The sequence below is a fragment of the Bacillus sp. FJAT-18017 genome, from assembly GCF_001278805.1.
Taxonomy (GTDB): domain Bacteria; phylum Bacillota; class Bacilli; order Bacillales; family Cytobacillaceae; genus Bacillus_D.
In genome coordinates, this window is the sequence record NZ_CP012602.1 from 4,691,939 (window position 1) to 4,712,373 (window position 20,435).

Sequence of the window (20,435 nt, forward strand, 5' to 3'; positions counted from 1 at the left end):
AGTGCTATTATGGCTATCACCAAATCAAAATCTAAGTGGAATAACTGATTTCTTAATGTCAGTATCCATGTATCCAAGTGATTGCAGAAAGGCCTTAAGTCCAAGGTATGCATTGTCCATTTTGTTAGTTGGTCCAATCCAGACTTCTTTTACCGGAAGCTTTACATCAGTTTGATTCTGCTTTAAATCAAGTTCAATGTATGGAACCAGGCCGCCTGCCGAGGTCCGAAACAAAACGGCAAACTCCTGCACCTTTGCGAGGTTTTCGGGAAAAAAGGCAACTCTATACTCTGTTTCCGGCTTAAAAGCAGGATGCTTAAAAAAGTAGCTGTAATTGAGCATCCTGACCATGAATGCCCGGGCAATCTCCCGCCCCTCCTCATCACTCATCCTTACACGTTTCCAAATGCCTAAATATCTCTCCACTTCTTCTCTAACAATTTTCCTCTGAAGGCTTTCATCATATAGGACATAGCCAGCCATATACGCCCCGGCATACTTTATTTCCAGCAGCTGATGGAGTTGAAGGCTATCCAAGCCTATGTTATAGCCATCAAAATTAGAATAAGCTGACCAGTTGGTAATTAAATCAGAAATTGCTGTCAATGAGAGAATATAGCATTTACTGCGGTGCTGTTCATTGAAGTATGAGCCATTTAAAATTTCCTTAACTTCAGATTTGAATGTAGCCTCTATACTGGAAGCCGGTTTATCGGAAAAAACATCTTCAATAACTGTTTTTATATACGTCAATTCAGAGGCATCATTAAGGAACTCGCTACGTGTCATCCAAATTGAGCCGGTTGAAAGAATTGCATAGAGTGCCTGCAGATTTGTGTAATGGTATAGTATTCCTTCATTCTCACGCTTAATCCTATAGGAATTTTCGAGAGATTTTTTCAAAATAACCTCAAGATCCATGATTAACCTCTTTACTTAAAAATGAGATCGTCCAATTTGTGCCTGAGCCGATATGAAAGGCATCGGCAAACGAACCCTGGTTAATCGCAATGGCCAAGTTATCAAGTGAATTGATATAAACGAGAGGCTCCCCGACTAGCGTATCAGCAAATGATCTGCCAAATGTCATCGTGTTCTTATAGACTTGACGTGTCCCGTTGCCAATCGTAACGGATAGGCGATCGCCGTATTGAATTCCGGCTTCTCTAAGCAAGTCGCGATTAATATTTGTCCATAGATTCCCAAATCGGACATCATGGATTTCTATTATCCCATCAATACTTCCTTCCGTTCTTGTTGCCTGATTTAATGGAAGGCTTACGATTGAGCTAACCTCAATTTCTTTTCCGATTTGCTCAAAAGATATTTTCCCCATCGCCAGCCGGGCACCTGTATAGGCAAAAATATCACGGCCATGAAATGTATAAGATTCCCTTGAATGAGGAAGCCTGTTCTTTTCCTCATCAAGCTCTCTAGCTTCCACAATGCCAATAAATCGATGGATATGTGTCAGAGTTCCATTGTTCGGAGTAATGATGATTTTCCCATCCTTCGTTTTAACAGCTACACTTTTCCTCGCAGAACCGACACCCGGGTCAACTACAGATACAAAAACCGTACCTTCTGGCCAATAGGAGATGGCCTGAAGCAAGCGGTAAGAACCCTCCCATATATTGAATGGAGGGATATCATGTGTCAAATCAAATATACGGATGGCACTGTCAACAGAAAATGCAACTCCGTACATCGCGCTTACTGCACCATCACTAATTCCAAAATCCGATTGAAGAACCAAAGCCCTATTCATACGTAATCCCCCTCTTCTAATACACAATCCTTCTATTAAATGTTTGTAAGATCTTCCTTAATTGACGCTATATTATTCTTCTATTTCTATATTTACTTCCCCTTGTCTTAAAAAAGAAAAACTTCAACCCTTTAAAATAATTCTGTAAAAAGCATGTAGCAATTCTAAGGATTTTCACACTTGAATGTTTCCTTCTTCAAAAAACGGGGATAACAAATAAGTAGGTTTCGCAAGAATGGGAGGTTGGTTTAATGGGAACATTGGATGGAAAAGTAGCATTTGTAACGGGGGCAAGTTCAGGTATCGGCCGCGCTGCTGCCATCAAACTGGCCAGCGAAGGAGCTAAGGTCGCGTTAATTGACCTGAAAGAAGAAAATGCCGGTGAGGTAAAGGCACTCATTGAACAAAAAGGCAGCAGCGCCATCATTGCCGAGTGCAATATTGCAAACCCGGATGATGTAGAACAGGCCTATAAAAAGACGATAGAGGCATTCGGGCGGCTTGATATTGTGTTCGCCAACGCCGGGATCAATGGTGTCATCGCACCAATTGAGGATCTGGAGCCGGATGACTGGGATGAGACCATTACCACGAATTTAAGAGGGACTTTCCTGACACTGAAGTATGCCATCCCCCATATGAAGGAACGTGGCGGAAGCATGATTATCACTAGTTCGATTAATGGAAATCGCTGGTTTAAGAATTTTGGCTTCTCGGCTTACAGCACGTCAAAAGCAGGACAAGTTGGTTTTGGGAAAATGGCTGCTCTTGAGCTTTCAAACTATAAAATCAGAGTCAATACCATTTGCCCTGGTGCGATCGATACCAATATCCACGACAATACCTTCCCTGCGGAGGAGGAGCTTGAAAAAATTACTATCCCTGTCGAGTACCCGGAAGGAAATCAGCCGCTCGCAGACCGGCCTGGAAAGCCCGAGCAGGTGGCCGACCTTGTTTACTTCTTGGCATCGGACCTGTCAAGCCACATCACAGGCACCGAAATTTACATCGACGGAGCGGAATCACTTTTATAAATCATTTTAACGGAAAAGGCCGGTGCGCAGCTGCATCGTGCTTTTTTTGGTTTGTGCAGATAGTACATACGCGGAGGATTGAGGTTTGAATCTTCACGTAGTTCGCTATGGAAAAGGCCTTCGTTGACAAGGGTCATGTATATATCAGATGAATGACATTTCAGGCTGCCGTGTCAGTCATAAAGCAGATGAATGACATTTCGGGCTTCCGGATGAAGCAAAGTGTCAGTCATAAAGCAGATGAATGACATTTCAGGCTGCCGGATGAAGCAAAGTGTCAGTCATAAAGCAGATGAATGACATTTCAGGCTGCCGGATGAAGCAAAGTGTCAGTCATAAAGCAGATGAATGACATTTCAGGCTGCCGGATGAAGCAAAGTGTCAGTCATAAAGCAGATGAATGACATTTCGGAATATCGGTCGAAGCAAAGTGTCATTCATAAAACCACAAGAGTATATTTTCGAAAAGATAGAGAGTAAAACTTTCACAAAAAACAAAAGCTGCCCAATAAGGTTGTCAGTCAACAACCCGATGGGACAGCTTCTTCAATTTATAATGCATTCCTTATTGCTGTACAACGGCAAACTTGGTTTCATGCTCCAAAAGAAACTTCTTCATTTCAATGCCGCCTCGGAACCCTGTGAGAGCTCCATTTTTACCTATGACCCTATGGCATGGAATTGTAATCATGACAGGATTTGCCCCAATAGCGGAGCCGACAGCCCTGACCGCTGCAGGCTTCCCTATTATATTTGCTATATCACTGTAGGTAACCGTCCTGCCGTAAGGGATTTCCTTCAGGGCAGCCCAAATACTCTCCTGAAAGGGAGTTCCCATCGTGTCCACCGGAAAGTTGAAGCTAGTAACTGAACCTTCAAGATAATCATTTAACTCAGTAAAATAAGGTTTCAAAAACTCCTCATTTTCAACAATTTGGGCCTTCGGACGATGCTTCAACACCCAAGCCTCAAGTTCCTTGAACCCTTCACCTGGTGAACCTACATAGCACAATCCTTTTTCCGAAGCAGCGATATGCAAGGGCCACTGGCTATTTTTAAAAACCGACCAATAAATTGTTTCCATCTTGTCCAGGCTCCTCTCGTTATTCTGGCACTTCCTTCTTCATAACTACCAAAATATACAGGGAAAAGCAATGTTTTTTTAATAGCGGAAGAGTAACGTGCAAGTGTCCTCGTGACAGACAAAGGTCATTCATTGAGGCTTCTAATCAATCCCCGGCTCGCTTTTAACTCGTCTGGCCGAGTCAAAGTTAAAAGAGTAAGGCCCTTCTCATATTCAATCAATCCATTTAATTACATCACTTTCAGGCCTGCGCTTTTTCGGGGCAGGTTCTTGTTTCCGATATCCAAACGCAGCCATAACGGAGATGCTGAATTTGCCATCCTCGAGCAAGCCCTCTTCTTCAAGGAGCGCATTCATTTTCTCGATATTGAAGCCCTCAATTGGACAGGAGTCGATTTTCAGCTGTGCAGCTGCTGTCATCATATTCGCCAGGGCTATATATGTTTGCCTACAGGCCCATTCATATAAAAGCCTGCCATCATCATCAAGCAGCTTGAAATCTTCTCTTTGGAATTCCTCAATTCTGCTTAGGAATTTTCCCAGAAAATCCTCTGGGATCTGCGCGGAATGAAGGAAATGCTCCCGAAGGTAATTTGCATCATATCGTGTCTCACTAGCGGTCCTTGCTAGAAAAATCACAAAATGGCTGGCATTTTCCGCTTTACCATATGCACCCCAAGACGTCTCCTTAATTTTTTTGCGGAGCTCCTGGTTCTGTACCACAATAAACCGCCATGGCTCCACTCCAAATGAACTTGGCGATAAACGTCCTGTTTCTAATATGAAATCAAAATCTTCCTTACTAATTTTCTTTTTAGGATCAAATTCCTTCGTTGCATGCCGGAAGTTGAATGCCTCAAGAATGTCCTTTTTAAGTTCCTCGTTCGTTTGCATATGTACCTCCTCGTTATCCTTCTATTTAACCATACTATTTAAGATACCTTTCACAGCAAGCAATTAAACAAATGATTGGATAGCTGATACAGGCTGCCCGCTTACTATTATCCCACTATAAGGGGCAGCAAGCCTCCCTCGGAAGCAACTGACCCTAAAGGTCCGATTGGTAACTAAGATTTTTCTTGATCTTCAATCCTTAGAAAAATCAATCGGGCTTTGCGCGGCTAACAATCAGTGGAACCCTTCCACTTATAGAAGGTTCACTTTATCATAAAATTAATATAGAGTAAGGACATGAATACTAAGTCAAATGAATAAGGAACTACTTGGGGTTAAAACTAATCCTTATGAATCACCATGAAAGGAGACTTCCTTATGAAGCTTTTCACAGACATAGATTTGGATGGTTTAGGCTGCGGTTTGCTAGCCAAAATCGCATATGGAGACAAGGCGGACGTTGCCTATTGCTCGCATCGTGTCTTAAACGACCGCGTCCAGCAGCATCTTGCAAAGAATGAGACCGCCCATGATGAAATCTACATAACTGACATGGCTGTAAACTCCGAAGTGGAAAAAAGGCTTGCGGAGCGTTTTAAAAAGGGCGGCCATATTAGGCTTATTGATCACCATGTGACCGCTATGCATTTCAACCAATATGAATGGGGTTTCGTTTTACCGGAGTATGAAACAGGTAAAAAAACCTGCGCGACCTCTCTTTTCTATGAACATCTTGTCAAGACCAATGCCCTCCGCCCGACAAAGGCACTCGACGAATTTGTCGACCTTGTACGCCAATATGATACATGGGAATGGGATGAAAACAACAACACGGCCGCCAAAAGGCTTAATGATCTATTTTATATCATGGAACGGAATGAATTTGAGGAGGTTCTGCTTGAACGGCTCAAGAAAAACCCGGAGGCCTTTTCATTATCTAAAAATGAAAACTTCCTGCTGGACATTGAAGATGCGAAAATCGAACGATATATCCGTTCTAAAAGCAGGCAGCTTGTCCAGGCAAAAGTTGATGGATATTTTGCAGGAATTATCCATGCCGAGCAATATTTGTCGGAGCTGGGTAACGCGCTGAACAAACTGTACCCACATCTTGATATGGTCATTCTCCTAAATGTTGGCGGGAAAAAGGCGGGGTTCCGGACAATTCATGATGAAGTGAATGTTGCCGAATTTGCATCACGCTTCGGAGGCGGAGGGCACCCAAAGGCATCCGGCTGTGAACTCGGTAAAGATGCTTTCCAAATATTTGTAGTTGATGTTTTTTCGCTTCAGCCGCTTAAACTCGATGCAGACAGAAATGAACTGAACATAAAAGGCACCTCCTATGGAACCTTTTTTGAAAACAGAAATGGTGACATGATTCTTATTCGGCCATCAGAAGGCGGGAAAGTTGAGGCTGTTCATAAAGGGGCAGTCCAAAAAGAGTATTCTACATTTGCCGATGCTGAACGGGATGTGAAAAGGAACTATTCAGCCTGGCTCAGCTATGACAATGACTTGCTAAGAAGACTGGGCGAGGCACTGGATATACCATTTGAAGAAGCAAGACAATCATACAAAGAAATGCTTCATCATTTAACAGAGTAATAAAAAGCGCTCATTCCCGGTTGGAATGAGCGCTGAATTTTTTAAATTATAGTTTATACACACAGCTGCCTAGAGTTCTGGTCTAGGCGTATATCTATTTATCTTCCTCAAGTAGCATTCCATATCGCAATAGACATAGCCATAGGGCTTTTAATATAGGAAATATACTCTTGTTTCAAAAGGCTTCATTGTAAATTCCTTCGGCAGTTTCTTCCCCTGTACGGGATAGTTATTCAGGATCAATTCACTTTTCTTATATCGGATTGCTGCCGGCATTTTAAACCTGGATGGAGTTCCATGCACATTGCACAGAATAATTGCCTTTTGTCTCCCCAGCGTCCGGGTGTAGACAAATAGCTTTGGGTGATTCGGATAATATAAGTGATACTTGCCATAAACAAACAGCTTATTTTCTTTGCGCAGCCTAATTAATTCCTTGTAAAAATGAAGGATAGAATCCTTATCATCCAGCTGGCTGGCGACATTGATTTTTGTGTAATTTGGATTAATCCCGAACCATGTTTTATCCGCAGCCGTAAATCCAGCCAGATGTGAAGAATCCCATTGCATTGGGGTCCGTGCATTGTCACGCCCATGCTTCCAGATAAACTCCATAATTTCCTCATGGGAGCGGCCCTTTTCAGTTTCAATCCTATAATAGTTGCGCATGCCAACATCATTATAGTCCTCGATAGAAGGAAATTGGACATTGGTCATTCCAATTTCCTGCCCCTGGTAGATAAACGGCGTTCCTTTCATGAAAAAGTACATCGCCCCTAGCATCTTTGCGCTTTCTTTCCAATACTTTTTATCATTTCCCCAGGTTGAAACCCGGCGCGGCTGGTCATGGTTTTCAATGAACAGGGCATTCCAGCCAATACCCTCAAGGCCTTTTTGCCATTTTGTCAAAACCCGCTTCAATGCTTTAACATCGACCGAGTCTTTCTTATTCTTGTCCCATAGTCCCAAGAACTCGAATTGAAAAATCATATTGAAATAGCCGTCCCTCTCACCAACCCACTTGTCGGCGTCAGTGATGCGGACTCCATTGGCTTCTCCGACTGTCATGACATCATAGTTGCGGGTTGTTTTGCTGACAAACTCTTTCAGGAAGCCGTCAACACCCTCGACGTTCATCATATAATCAAAGGAAGGAACATACTCTAAGCCCTTTGGATTCGGCATGTCAGGCAAGCCAGGCTTCTTTTTTATATGTGAAATGGCATCGACCCTGAAACCGTCAATCCCTTTATCCAGCCACCAATTTACCATGTCATAAAGCGCATTTCTGACCTCGGGATTTTCCCAGTTCAAATCAGGCTGACGGGCTGAAAAAATATGCATGAAATATTGCCCGGTCTGCTCATCCAGTTTCCAGGCTGAGCCACTGAAGATAGATTCCCAATTATTCGGCTCCCGCCCGTCCTCGCCATCACGCCAAATATACCAATCTCGCTTTGGATTGTTTTTAGATGACCGTGATTCAATAAACCAGGGATGCTCATCACTCGTATGGTTAATGACAAGGTCAAGGATAAGCTTCATCCCGCGCTTGTGCACTTCTTCCAAAAGCTCATTAAAATCCGCCATTGTTCCAAACTCGTCCATGATATCCTGGTAATCTGAAATATCATACCCATTGTCATCATTCGGCGACTTATACATTGGCGACAGCCAGATGACATCGATACCAAGCTCCTTTATATAATCGAGCTTTGCGGTTACGCCCTTCAAATCGCCAATCCCATCACCATTGCTATCCATAAAACTTCTGGGATACACTTGATAGCAAATACTTTCTTTCCACCACTTTTTATCCATCTTGCACCTCATAGTTAGCATATTCATTTTAATGCAAACGATTGCACAATTAAGCACAAAAACAGGATTGATAGAACAACCCATCACCTACATAGTAACATACTAATCTATTTTCCAAAACCAGTCTTAATAAAAAATAGGCTTTCCTTAACAAAAAGCGCAAGCGTTTATAAAAAGAAAAGCCCTATATTCAGATTTTCAGCCTATATCCCGCCCCCCAGACTGTTTCAATATACTGAGGCTTTGATGAATCCATTTCAATTTTTTCCCTGAGCTTCCTTATGTGGACTGTCACAGTCGAAATATCTCCAAAAGCATCAATACCCCATATATGCTCGAAAAGCTGCTCCTTACTAAAGACCCGATTAGGATTTTTCACAAAGAATACTAAAAGATCGTACTCTTTAGCTGTAAGGGTAATTTCCTGGCCTTCCCGGTATACTCTGTGGTCATCAATATCAATTGCCAAGGCCCCAAGCGAAATAACGCTCTTACGGGCAGTTTCCCTGCCAAGCAGCCGATCATAGCGTGACAAATGTGCCTTTACCCTCGCCACCATTTCTCCAGGAGAAAATGGCTTTACCATATAATCATCTGCGCCCAGCCCCAGGCCCCTAATTTTATCAACATCCTCTTTCCTTGCAGAAATCATCACAATAGGTGTATCCTTCACCTGGCGTATATGCCGGCAAATTTCGAATCCTCCCAGACCAGGGAGCATCAAATCCAGTATAAAACAATCAAACTCTTCTGATAGTGCCTTATCAAGCCCAGCTTTTCCATTTTCCTCTATATCAACACGGAAGCCCTCGGCCTCAAGATAGTCACGCTGCAGCTCAGCGATGTCCTGGTCATCTTCAATAATCAGTATATGCTTCATCTTATACCACCTATAGTTCTACAAGATTATTAATATTATTTATGGGTGTGGCTACTCAGAATACGGGGTCATTAGAGGCAACGCAATAATCATTGTGGTTCCTTCCCCTTCTATGCTTTCAACCCTGATTAATCCGTTATGCATTTCGACAATTTGTTTGGCAATGGTCAGCCCAAGCCCTGAACCGCCTGTCTTTTTATTTCGAGAATCCTCGGCCCTGTAAAAGGTATCAAATACACGAGGAAGGGATTCTTCCTGGATGCCGGGTCCGTTATCCTGAATTTTAACAACCGCAAATCCGTCTCTCTCTTTAAGCGAGATTTCTATCTTACCAGCTTCCTTGTCCATATACTTGGAGCTATTCTGAAAAATATTATTGAAGACCCTCATTAGTTTTTCGCGGTCAGCCTTGACAAGGACTGTCAGCTCCAATTCCATCTCCAGCAACAGCTGAATTCCCTTTTTACGGAGTTCAAGTTCTGCTACCTCTGCGATATCCTTTATATATCTGGTTAAATCCACTTTTTCAAAATGGAAAGGCACTTGATTCAAATCGAGCGTAGAGGTTAGAAACAGTTCATTTATCATTGCATCCATTTCATTTGCCCGCTTGTAGATTATATCTATATATTTAGTACGCTTTTCTTCGGTATTGGCAATCCCGTCCTTGATACCTTCAACATATCCCTTTATCGAACTGATAGGTGTTTTTAAATCATGGGAAATATTCGATAACAAAAGCTTCCGATCGTTTTCAAACTGAATCTGTCTGTCTATGGATTCCTTAAGCTTCTCCCTCATCTTTTCAAAGTCCTCTATAAGTTCACCGATTTCATCCTTGCGTTTCGTCTCAAGCTTAAAGTCAAGATTGCCAGCCATAATTTTCCCGGCCGCATCCTGAAGAAGTTTCATTGGATTGATAATGCCCCTTGAAACGATATATGACAAAAGCCCGTTTGTTAAAAGGAGAGCTAGTACACAAATGACCATGATAACCGGAAGATGCTTTAGCGCAAACTGTTCAAGGGAAGTTGCTTCTTCAACAATAAAGATGCTTCCTTCCCGGCCATCAGGCAACACATAGTCATGCTGCCGGAATTTGAATGGTTTTCCGTCGACCTCTACACTCTCATGGACCTGATTCACAAAACTTCCAAACGAAGGCAGCTTGTCTTCGATTGCTACTCCTTTAAACATCTCATCTGTATAAGTTAGCTTCCCATCAATGCGGATGATCAGTTCGTAATCGTATTTATTAAGGCGGGAATCCATCTCATTAAGATAAGTTTCCTGCTCCAGCTTATCAGGCTCAGCGGTTGTCATCAGTTTAAGCTCACCAAACAATTCGTCACGTCTGGCTATCCGTTCAAGCTCATTCACATAACTCGACAGCCTGCCCTCTTCACCATATACAAGCATAAGAGCTGATACAGCGATCAGGAAAAAGAGGATAGGCACAACCAACATGGCACCGAATGCAAGCATAAGCTTTTTCTGAATCGACATATCCTTCACAACTTTCTTTGGCCTTCCACCAAACATGCGGCCATTTAATAGAAATACTAATCACTATAACTATAATAGAAATAGGGCTATACGACACAGCCCCATTTCAACGAATTAATGTACTTTTTTCATTTCGAATTGCTTGATCTCTTTGCCTGTCAGATCGACCTTGTCAACTGTTGTAGTGCCAACTGACTTTACAGCGATATCCATGGTAATCTCAATTTTATGCTGGACGCCCAAGGCATCTTTGCCTTTAATTTTAAAAATGGCATCCTGCGACTTAATCAGACCTTCATCAGTGAGCTTAACTTTTACATACGCCTTTTCGATAGAAATTTCCTCTTCTAGCTTTGGAAGCTGGGAAGTGAAGCATTCACTTAAGAATGGATATTCAGCAGGCGTCAGTTCAATGTCACTGTGGGCTTTGAAGCCCATTTTTATGACCTGCTTGCCGATGGTATGAATAATGTTAGGGAAATCGTCTTTATTCATATCAATTATGATTGTATTGCCTTTTTGTTGAAATTCCCCCTGGACCGGCTGGGCTACCGCATCGATAATCAACTCTCCAAGCTTGAGCATTTCAGGGTCATGGAAAGTCTCGCCTTCCTTCTTGTTCATACTCGGATGTTCTACACCTTCAAGTATATAGTAAGCGCCGTCTTCAGGCTGAATGACCGGCCGGCCATTCTCAAGGAAACCATTCATTTTTAGTGTTTGGCTGCTGTTATTTACAGTAACAGTCCCGGCTGCCAAGTCGTTGTCCTTATCAAACTTCATGGTTGAATCGGTTGAAAGGAGAAGCTTGCCATTATCAGTAATTTTCATATCCATTTCCATCGTTGCATTGTCAATCGTGTGAATCTTTTTCATTGCTTCCTTGTAGGCATCGTAGCCTGCTGAACCCGCAAGGATTTTGTATGAACCCGCCCCGGCAAACAGAATTCCAAGAGATGCTGCGATTGCAATTGCTTTCTTGTTCATAAGTATTTCCTCCTAAATAGTTGGTTGATTTGTATTTTTCAGCTGCTAGAAATTGATTCCGCCAAAGTGGCTGTTTTGCACTTTTTCAGCCTCTTCAATGTTGAACAAAGGCACACAACGAAACCCTATGGAAAAATAAACCTACCACGTTTTCCATTCAAGCAACGGTAAAATGAGAAGCTGGCTTGCAAGTACAACAACCCCTCCTTTGGCTTTCGATAAATCAAGCATATCCAATAAACCTAAACTCCCTCTAAACGAATTCTTAAGAAAAGATTAATTCTTTGACACACCGTTATTTACAATTACACCTCGTATTAACTCCCCACACTCTGATTGCAGGTTATAAACCGGAACTCAACATTTATAGCCCCGAACCAAAAATAATAGTCCTTGATCAAAAGTTATAAATTGACACCGCTGCTTGCGGCGATTCTCCTGTACAAGATGCTGTCGTGAGTCCATACTGAAGGTAAGAAGAAGCAATTGAATACAATAAAAATTGGAGGGTTCCTATGGCAGTCAAAACAAAGAAAGTGAATTTTTCTATCCCGCTTACTAACGGCAAGGTCAGGGAGATTACAGGCGGTTTGGAGTTCAAGCTGAATACTGGACATGCGGCAGTTGTTCACCCTAGCATCAAGGGGAATGGATGGAGCGTTACGTTAAAAGATACGGGTCTGCTAATGATTAAGGATGCCGCTAATAAGGATGAAGCGATTGACCTTGCCTTGGAGGAAAGTGAAAAGCTAGGTAAAGAGTTCATTGCCAACCGGATAAAGCGATTCAAAAAAGAAGGGAAATAAGGAATACTAATACTCTATAATTTTGGGTTCATACGGGGAAACCACTAAAAGCACCCGCAATTCTTCTACTACTCATTCTTCCAAGCCTTCTAAAAGTAAGAAAAACAGTATGGTAAAGTAATGCGGTTGAAAGCGTGGCCGGTTATTTGGACAAGAATTATCGCAGGAACTGGTTGGAATCGCTGTGGGGAGCAAATCTGCACAATAAAGAAAAGGCATCGCCACATATATACGGTGGCGGTGCCTTTAATTGTTTATATTAATTTTCAGCAAGCTTCTTTCTAACCGGAGCTTTATCAAGTGGATCTTCCGCTTGTGTCGCTCTCTTAATAAAGAAGGCAAGTATCAGGGCAATTACGGAAATGAACGTTGCTACCAGGAACGAGAAATTAATTCCATCAAGCATCGCCTGTGCCATGATTTGCTGCTTCATTTGAGCTGCGACTTCTGCGGTAGGTTGTTCAGTCAATTTACTCATCGCCTCTTTGCCAAGCTCTTCAGCACTTGACTCTGTCCGGTTCGTCATAATGGTGACCAGCAATGCTGTTCCTATAGCACCAGCAACCTGGTTCATCGTGTTGTTCATTGCGGTCCCATGCGGATAAAACCTCGGCGGCAGCTGGTTCAGCCCATTTGTCGATACCGGCATGAAGACCATTGACATCCCCAGGCTCCTTATCGAATACAACACAATCAGATGAGTATAAGATGTTTCAAGGGTAAGCGTTGCGAAATCATATGTCGTAATTGTAATTATGAATAAACCAACAATGGCAAGAACCTTTCCTCCAAACTTATCAAACAGCCGTCCAGTAATAGGCGACATGAAGGCCATGATAAGGGCTCCCGGAAGCATCAACAGCCCAGCGTCCATCGGCGTGATTCCACGCAGGTTTTGGGTATAGATGGGCAGAAGTATCATCCCCGAAAACAATGCCATATTTACGGTCATTGAGATGACAGAAGCCAAGGCAAAGGCAGGAAATTGGTAAACACGGAAGTTCAGCATCGGATTATCCTGTTTCAGCTGGCGCCAGATGAATATCATCAAGGAGGCGACACCGATAATAATTGTTCCGTATACTAAAGGACTATCCCAGCCTTTGTTACCCGCCGAGCTAAAACCATATAAGATACCGCCAAAACCAATACTTGATTGAGTGAGTGAAACGAAATCAAGCCGGTCATTGGACTTTTCTTTCTTATCTTTTAAAAGGAAGAATCCAATGATTAGGATGGCAGCTGCTATTGGCGTGATGAAATGGAATAGCATTCTCCAATCATAGTGTTCTACAATCCAACCAGACAGGGTCGGCCCGATTGCAGGGGCAAACATCAAAATCAAACCAAACACACCCATCGCTGTACCCCGTTTTTCAATTGGGAAGCTGACGAGCATAACATTCATTAATAGCGGCATCAAGATTGCCGAACCCGAAGCCTGCAACATCCTGCCTGTAAGGAGAACAGGGAAAATGTGCGCAGTTCCAGCTATTATTGTACCCACTGTAAAAATCCCCAAAGCAGCCAGGAATAATTGCCTTACGGAGTATTTTTGGATAAGAAAAGCTGTTGTTGGAATCAATATTCCGTTAACAAGCATAAAACCTGTTGTCAGCCATTGTACGGTAGCTGGTTCTATTTTCAAATCCGCCATAATGGACGGAAGTGCGATATTCAATAATGTATTATTTAAAAATGCGATAAACGCCCCGATCATCAAAACCGCGATAATGCCATAAGGGGGTCTCCCACTGTTGTTTACTGACTTTTGATCCATCTGTTCCTCCTGTATACTTTCAGTTCATATTTTATCCCACTCTTAACGGGCAGTAAGATTCCCCACATCAACATTCAGAGGATACAAAGAATGTTAGTGGGGAAGCAACTGCCCGTATATGTTCGATTGGTGAACTAATATTTTTCTTGGGGCTTTAGTCCTAAGAAAAATCAATCGTGCGTTAGCGCGACTAGCCATCCGTAGGGTAAGGACACCCCACGGATGGAAGGTTCACTTTATATCCAAATTCCACATGCACTCTATCATATACCATGAGTCCAAAAAATTCAATCAGTAAATTTCCATGTTTTTCGGGGGTTTGAATAATCTTATAAAATAGTTTAGTATTGTTTTTGTACCGCAAGTACAAGTAATCCATAAGGTGATGAAATGAACGATAGGAAGCAGCATGTTATAAAAAGCGCTCATAAATTATTTGTGGAAAAAGGATTTCAGGCTACGTCCATACAGGACATTCTTGAATATAGCTGCATTTCAAAAGGAACATTTTACAATTACTTTTCCTCAAAAAATGAGTTATTAATCGCCCTTATAAAATCAATCCGCAAGAAATTGGAATTCGACCTAGATGAGCTGCAGTTCGGCCATGAACGATCTGATATTGAAGTCTTTACTAAACAAATAGAATTACATCTCAAAGCAAATCGTACAAATAAATTGCTTTCTCTTTATGATGAAGTTATGTTTTCAAATGATCCGGAACTAAAAAGGTATTTGAAAGAAAATCATCTACAAAATTTGAGATGGCTGTACCATCGGTTCATTGATATTTTCGGTGAAGAGAGAAAGCCATACCTTCTGGATTGCTCACTCATGTTTATGGGGATTCTCCAGCAAAGCTTAAAATTCAACTCACTGGCAAACTCTAGTATATCAATTCATGAAATTGTCCGATTCAGTGTTGATCGAATTGTAAAAATAGTCGATGAAGTTTCTTTATCAAATGACAGACTGCTGGATCCATCCTTCCTCGAGAAATTATTCCCTAAGGATAAAGGAACAGACCAGGTTTTATGTATGAAACTGCGAAAGATGATTTCAGCCATTAAAAAAAATTACCGCCTTCAGGAGCAGGACAAAACGTATGAACTTTTAAATTTCATCGAAGAAGAAATCGTGAATGCAAAGGCACCGCGTGTGTTCGTTATTGAAAGTGCTATTGGTACATTAAAATCCGAAAGAACGATTGATATGGATCGTATTACTGAATTAGAGCAGTTTGCAAAGGCTGTCTTAGAAACCAAATAACCTTTATACACCTCAAAGCTTCCGCTGCTACGGAAGCTTTTTTAATTCCTGGCCCGTTCTTGACTCATATTTCTTTTCCAAACATACATACTAACCTTATGATTCCATTTTTTCCTACAGGTTGGTGGCATAGGTGTTTAAAAGGAAAAACAGCTCGACTGCGAAAACGAACCGTGATACTCCCGTTCAAATAAAGGATCTTCTGGCCAATGCCGGGGAGTCAAGTGATTTTTCAAGTATTAGTCCATTCGAGGATAAAAAAATTTCTCTTCATTACTATTCGACTTTAATTGATGAAAAAAAGCTTTACGAGCTGGTCCTTCAGAATCTCCAAGACAAAATCAAAAATATACAGGTAATTTCAGATATCGTGAACATTATTCCTGTTGATGGTGTAAAGATAACCGAAGATCCAAAGGAAGTGGAAGAGAAGCTGCATAAAGGCTATGCCATACTCCTGTTTAAAAATGATATCCGGCATTGTGCTCTAATCAATATCGAAAATTGGTCTCAGGGTGTGCGGAAAACGAACGATACTAATAGTGAATACAGTGTTGTTGGCCCTAAATTAGGATTTATTGAGGATATTAAGGCAAACATGCACTTATTGAGGCGCGAGCTTTTGACTTCAGACTTGGTCTTCGAAGAAATCAAAGTGGGGACTAAATTGAAAACCAACACCTCGATCGTTTATATGAAAGGTATAACAAATCCCGAGTATATCCATACTGTCAGGCAGCGCCTCAAGGATGTCGATTTTGACGGCAGGGTTGATTCAACTGTCATCGAGCAGCTTATTTCCGATAATAATTATACCCCTTTCCCATTATTCATTGTGACAGAAAGGGTTGATAGAGCCGTTTCTTCCCTGCTAAACGGTCAATTGGTTATCCTGACTGAAGGATCTTGTTATGCAATCATTGGCCCTTCAACTTTGATGGACTTTTTCTCCGCCGCGGAGGACTATTATTTATCCTGGATTCAAGGAACTTTTTTTCGATTAATTCGTTTTTTCGGTGTAGGTTTTTCAATATTAGCAACGCCCATGTACGTTGCTATTCTTACATATCATTACGAAGTTATTCCCAGTGACCTGCTTGGCCCAATTATTTTTTCACGGGCAAATGTACCCTTCCCGCCTTTTTTGGAGGTTTTGTTTTTGGAAATAACGATTGAGCTGCTCCGCGAAGCTGGAGCTAGGCTGCCAAACAAAATTGGCCAGACACTTGGAATCGTCGGAGGTATTGTAATAGGGCAAGCAACAGTAGAAGCTGCATTAACGAGCAACATTCTATTAATCATTGTCGCACTAGCCGCATTATCATCGTTCACAACACCCATTTACAAAATGTCCAACACCGTCCGGCTGTTGAGATTTCCGCTTATTTTTTTGGCTGCAATCTGGGGTGGTTATGGTTTGGCAGTTGCCATCGTACTCTTGCTCGGACATCTTATGAAACTAAAGTCAATCGGGAATCCTTATATGGTCCCTCTCTTTCCGTTTCGTGTAAATGATATAGGCTCCGGGCTTTCAAGGCTTCCTTATTCACTTTCTAGTAAGAGGCCTGGATTATTTAGGCCCTTGCAAAAAAAGCGGTATAAAGTATCCGAAAATAATGACCCTCAGAAAGACCTTGATACTGAATAGAGGTGAAATAATGTATCGCCCTTTGTTATTTTTGATCACCATCATCCTGATCCTTATTCCCGGATGTGAACGAACCAAGATTATTGACAGATTGAGCATTGTTCATACTCTTGGGTATGACATCCAAAAAGACGGGACATTAGGTGCAACTGTTCTGTATCCCGATTACACAAAAGGGAAAAATAAACAAGCTTTGGAAATCAGGAATGTCGAAGGAGCAAATTCCAGCGAAATGCTTGCCCATACAAATCAGCAAACCAAATTTCCCATTGAACTTTCGAAGACAATTGTCATTGTATTTGGCGAGGATTTTGGGAAGGAAGGAGTAGGGCATATCATTCGGACCGTCTTCAACAATCCAACGATAGGTACCAGTGTTCAGACAGCTGTCGTAAAACCAAATGCAAAGGAGTTCCTAAAAAAGGTTAAGGAAAACGGGACATTGGCAGTAGCGGAAACCATTACCCAAAACTATACAACGTTGTCAATGCCTCGGACAGATCTTCATATTTTTTTAAACAATTATTTTGGAGCTGGCAGGGATCCTTATATGCCCGTCCTTTCTCAAGGTACAGAAAATAGTGTCCGTATTGAAGGGCTAGCCGTTTTTAAGGATGATAAGTTAAAGCTTGAATTAAAGGAAAACCAATACGAAATTCTTGCCCTCCTTGATCCCTTTGAACACCAGGTTTTATTTGAAATACCGATAAAGAAAAATGAAAAGAAGGGGGAGATAGGCGTACGCGAAATAAGGAGTAAACCAACCTGGAAAGTCACTGCTAATGATTCAATTAAGGTAAATCTAGATCTAAATGTCAAAATTCGAGAATTTCCTGGCTGGATCCAACTGAATCAAAAGAGTGATATAGATCTGATAAAGTCAGCAATTGAGAAAGAGTTAAAAAGTGAAATTTTAGAACTGATCCAGTTGTTAAAAAAGAACGGGGTAGATCCAATTGGACTTGGGGATTTGATCAGGTCACATGACGAAGCATGGAATGAAGATGATTTCTATAAGAATGAATATAAACACCTAAAGGTCGAGCCTGATATAACAGTAACAATTATTCAGGCTGGTATTCGAAGATAATGAATCGGGGTAATAAATATGGATCGGACTGTTCAAGAAAAAAATAAACTTTCCCCGTTTTTTTTGTTTTTCCTTTTTCCCGCCTCCCAAATTGGAATAGGGACCTTAAACTTTCAAACCAGAATCGCAAAAGGAGCAGGCCATGATGCCTGGCTTTCACTGCTAGTTGTCGGATTAAGCTTAAACATATTGTTTTTGATGGTGATGAGCATCTTAAAAAGTTCTCCGTCTGGTGATTTAATGGGATTCCACAAAAAGACTTTCGGAAAATACATTGGAAATTCCCTTAATATGATCCTTGTTTGTTACTTTGGCTTAATCAGCTTCAGCCTACTCTATGGATATATCGATATTTTACAGACGTGGGCGTTTGACATGATTCCACTTTGGGAATTAACATTTGCTATCTGTATCGTTGTCTACTATATTGTATCGGGAGGATTCAGGGTAGTTACAGGAATAGCCTTTTGGGGAGTTGTCATACCCATATTTCTTATTTTCCCTTTCATTCTCTTGTACCCTTATCTTGAACTTCGTAATATGATGCCTATTTTCTCACATAGCATAAAAGACTATTTCGTTTCCGGCAGGGAAAGCATTTATCTTTTTATTGGCTTTGAGAATATCCTTATCTACTTTCCGTTTATAAAGAACCATGGACAATCCAAAAAGTGGGGGCATTTGGGTCTCTTCTCTACAACATTGCTTTATCTAAGCCTTTGTATCCTGACTTTTTTATACTATACACAGGGAAAGCTTGCCCATACACTATGGCCGACACTGGCCATGATTAAATTAATTCGTTTTTCTGTATTGGAGAGCTACGAATTTGTTTTTATCTTCACCTTCTTCCTTGTCATCACATCTATTATTTCCATTTCCCTATGGTCGTGTACAAGGATTCTAAAAGTAACATACGGCTTTAAACCTACCCGTGCTCTTTTAGGATTTTTGATTGCCTTTTTCATTTTAAATCTGGCTTTAGAAGATATAGAATATGGAGAAAAGCTATCAAGAATCACAGCTTATTCAGGAATAGCCTTTCTATACGGCTATATCCCCTTCCTCTTCCTCGTCAGCATCATAAAAAGGAAAATGGAGAAAAAGAATAGTAAGGAACAACTGTGATATAAGAAAGCCGGGCTATCCATATAAGGATGCCCGGCTTTCTTGTCTACGTCTAGCTTCAGCGCCACAAATCGCTTGCGCTTTTGATATTTATTTTTTCTTGGTCAGCCTGCCTAGAAGGAATGCTCCAGCTGCCAGTCCAATCATTGTGTTAGTTTTCTTGTTGAATACTTGTTTTGCGACAAGGTTCAGGTTCTGAGGCCTTTCTGCAAGGCGGCGCATGAAGTAGCCATACCAGTCTTTTCCGAATGGAACATACGTACAGAAGTTATAGCCTTCTTTCGCAAGCTCGTATTGAAGTTCTTTCCTGAAACCATATAGCATTTGGAATTCAAACTGGCTGTTTGGGATATTATGCTCCTTCACAAACAGTTTTACATGGTTAATGATGTTATGGTCATGCGTAGCAATTGAAGTAAATTTGCCATTCAGCAAATGCCACTCAATGATTTTCCGGTAGTTTGCATCAATATCCTTCTTATCCTGGAAAGCAATTTCAGCAGGCTCTTTATAAGCTCCTTTTACAAGGCGGATACGCATGTTCCGATAATTTTGAACTTGCTCTAGTGCGTTATGAAAATAAGCCTGAATGACCGTGCCAACGTTCTCATAATCCTCATAAAGGCGGTCAACAAGAAGAAAAGTCTTTTCCAGGTGGCTTGAATCTTCCATGTCAATATTCACAAAGATGTCGTACTCTGATGCTTTCGCAACGATTTCCCTTACGTTAGCAAGACAGAAGTCAAAATCGATATCGAGGCCAACCTGAGTCGGCTTGATAGATAGATGAGCTGATAATTTGTGTTCATGAATGGCATTAACAACCTTGAGGATTTGTTCCTTTGCTTCAGTTGCTTCTGATTCTTTGTAGACGAATTCCCCTAAGTTATCAACAGTAGCGGAAATGCCGTGCCTGTTCAATTCTTTTATACTTTCAATTGTTTCTTCAACGTTTGTCCCGGCAACAACACTTTGTGCACCTAACTTAAGGCCGTAATTTTTTGCAGCAGTATTCAGCATTTGGTTTTTGGATAGGCCAATGAAAAGATCTCTTAACATCCCAATTGCTCCTTGTTATGTATTTTCTTTTATTATATCATGGCTGTCGAAAAAACTATTAATTTATCTATTA

The 20,435-nt window shown here is 41.4% G+C and carries 17 protein-coding genes; 7 read left to right on the plus strand and 10 right to left on the minus strand.

Annotated elements, in window-relative coordinates; genetic code table 11:
• Nucleotides 1-24: 24 nt before the first annotated feature.
• Together AM500_RS22025 and AM500_RS22030 are read right to left on the minus strand one after the other, a co-directional pair.
• Nucleotides 25-921: a DUF2971 domain-containing protein gene (locus AM500_RS22025; RefSeq protein ID WP_053601136.1), complete on the minus strand. Its 897-nt coding sequence runs from the start codon at nt 919-921 to the stop codon at nt 25-27.
• Nucleotides 911-1,768: an SAM hydrolase/SAM-dependent halogenase family protein gene (locus AM500_RS22030; protein ID WP_053601137.1), complete on the minus strand. Its 858-nt coding sequence runs from the start codon at nt 1,766-1,768 to the stop codon at nt 911-913. The genes AM500_RS22025 and AM500_RS22030 overlap by 11 nt, the downstream gene beginning before the upstream one ends.
• Nucleotides 1,769-2,019: 251 nt before the next feature.
• Here AM500_RS22030 and AM500_RS22035 point away from each other — a divergent pair, with 251 nt between their 5' ends.
• Nucleotides 2,020-2,802 (plus strand): SDR family oxidoreductase, encoded by a 783-nt coding sequence (locus tag AM500_RS22035; protein WP_043930882.1) that lies wholly within the window; start codon nt 2,020-2,022, stop codon nt 2,800-2,802.
• 565 nt (nt 2,803-3,367) lie between these two features.
• Here AM500_RS22035 and AM500_RS22040 read toward each other — a convergent pair.
• Nucleotides 3,368-3,886 carry a methylated-DNA--[protein]-cysteine S-methyltransferase gene (locus tag AM500_RS22040; RefSeq protein ID WP_053601138.1) on the minus strand — a complete coding sequence of 173 codons (519 nt, stop codon included), beginning with the start codon at nt 3,884-3,886 and terminating at the stop codon, nt 3,368-3,370.
• Between the two features lie 213 nt (nt 3,887-4,099).
• Entirely contained in the window at nt 4,100-4,780 is a 681-nt protein-coding gene (locus AM500_RS22045; protein WP_053601139.1) for an NAD(P)H-dependent oxidoreductase, read from the minus strand.
• Nucleotides 4,781-5,158: 378 nt separating this feature from the next.
• Here AM500_RS22045 and AM500_RS22050 point away from each other — a divergent pair, with 378 nt between their 5' ends.
• Nucleotides 5,159-6,388, plus strand: coding sequence for a DHH family phosphoesterase (locus AM500_RS22050; protein WP_197282635.1), 1,230 nt, complete (start codon nt 5,159-5,161; stop codon nt 6,386-6,388).
• Between the two features lie 150 nt (nt 6,389-6,538).
• Here AM500_RS22050 and AM500_RS22055 read toward each other — a convergent pair whose 3' ends face one another.
• The 4 genes from AM500_RS22055 to AM500_RS22070 form a co-directional block, all read right to left on the minus strand.
• Nucleotides 6,539-8,209, minus strand: coding sequence for an alpha-glucosidase (locus AM500_RS22055; RefSeq protein WP_053601141.1), 1,671 nt, complete (start codon nt 8,207-8,209; stop codon nt 6,539-6,541).
• A 190-nt stretch (nt 8,210-8,399) separates the two neighbouring features.
• Complete coding sequence (locus AM500_RS22060; protein WP_053601142.1) at nt 8,400-9,089, minus strand: response regulator transcription factor; 690 nt, start codon at nt 9,087-9,089, stop codon at nt 8,400-8,402.
• Nucleotides 9,090-9,140: 51 nt separating this feature from the next.
• Nucleotides 9,141-10,595 (minus strand): sensor histidine kinase, encoded by a 1,455-nt coding sequence (locus AM500_RS22065; protein ID WP_197282636.1) that lies wholly within the window; start codon nt 10,593-10,595, stop codon nt 9,141-9,143.
• Nucleotides 10,596-10,709: 114 nt separating this feature from the next.
• The gene (locus tag AM500_RS22070) at nt 10,710-11,582 is read right to left on the minus strand and encodes a hypothetical protein (protein ID WP_053601144.1); all 873 of its coding nucleotides are present in this window, start codon (nt 11,580-11,582) and stop codon (nt 10,710-10,712) included.
• Between the two features lie 515 nt (nt 11,583-12,097).
• Between AM500_RS22070 and AM500_RS22075 the strand changes: the two genes are divergently transcribed.
• Nucleotides 12,098-12,388 (plus strand): hypothetical protein, encoded by a 291-nt coding sequence (locus AM500_RS22075; protein ID WP_053601145.1) that lies wholly within the window; start codon nt 12,098-12,100, stop codon nt 12,386-12,388.
• Between the two features lie 259 nt (nt 12,389-12,647).
• On the opposite strand, the gene AM500_RS22080 is transcribed toward AM500_RS22075, so the two are convergent.
• Nucleotides 12,648-14,168, minus strand: coding sequence for a DHA2 family efflux MFS transporter permease subunit (locus AM500_RS22080; RefSeq protein WP_053601146.1), 1,521 nt, complete (start codon nt 14,166-14,168; stop codon nt 12,648-12,650).
• A 390-nt stretch (nt 14,169-14,558) separates the two neighbouring features.
• Here AM500_RS22080 and AM500_RS22085 point away from each other — a divergent pair, with 390 nt between their 5' ends.
• The 4 genes from AM500_RS22085 to AM500_RS22100 all read left to right on the plus strand — a co-directional run bounded on the left by AM500_RS22085 (nt 14,559) and on the right by AM500_RS22100 (nt 19,303).
• Nucleotides 14,559-15,437 (plus strand): TetR/AcrR family transcriptional regulator, encoded by an 879-nt coding sequence (locus AM500_RS22085; RefSeq protein WP_053601147.1) that lies wholly within the window; start codon nt 14,559-14,561, stop codon nt 15,435-15,437.
• 133 nt (nt 15,438-15,570) lie between these two features.
• The gene (locus tag AM500_RS22090) at nt 15,571-17,085 is read left to right on the plus strand and encodes a spore germination protein (RefSeq protein WP_053601148.1); all 1,515 of its coding nucleotides are present in this window, start codon (nt 15,571-15,573) and stop codon (nt 17,083-17,085) included.
• A gap of 10 nt (nt 17,086-17,095) precedes the next feature.
• Nucleotides 17,096-18,175 (plus strand): Ger(x)C family spore germination protein, encoded by a 1,080-nt coding sequence (locus AM500_RS22095; protein ID WP_053601149.1) that lies wholly within the window; start codon nt 17,096-17,098, stop codon nt 18,173-18,175.
• Between the two features lie 18 nt (nt 18,176-18,193).
• Entirely contained in the window at nt 18,194-19,303 is a 1,110-nt protein-coding gene (locus tag AM500_RS22100) for a GerAB/ArcD/ProY family transporter (RefSeq protein WP_053601150.1), read from the plus strand.
• 90 nt (nt 19,304-19,393) lie between these two features.
• Here the strand turns inward: AM500_RS22100 and AM500_RS22105 are convergent, their stop codons facing one another.
• Entirely contained in the window at nt 19,394-20,362 is a 969-nt protein-coding gene (locus AM500_RS22105) for a proline dehydrogenase family protein (protein WP_053601151.1), read from the minus strand.
• Between the last annotated feature and the right edge of the window lie 73 nt (nt 20,363-20,435).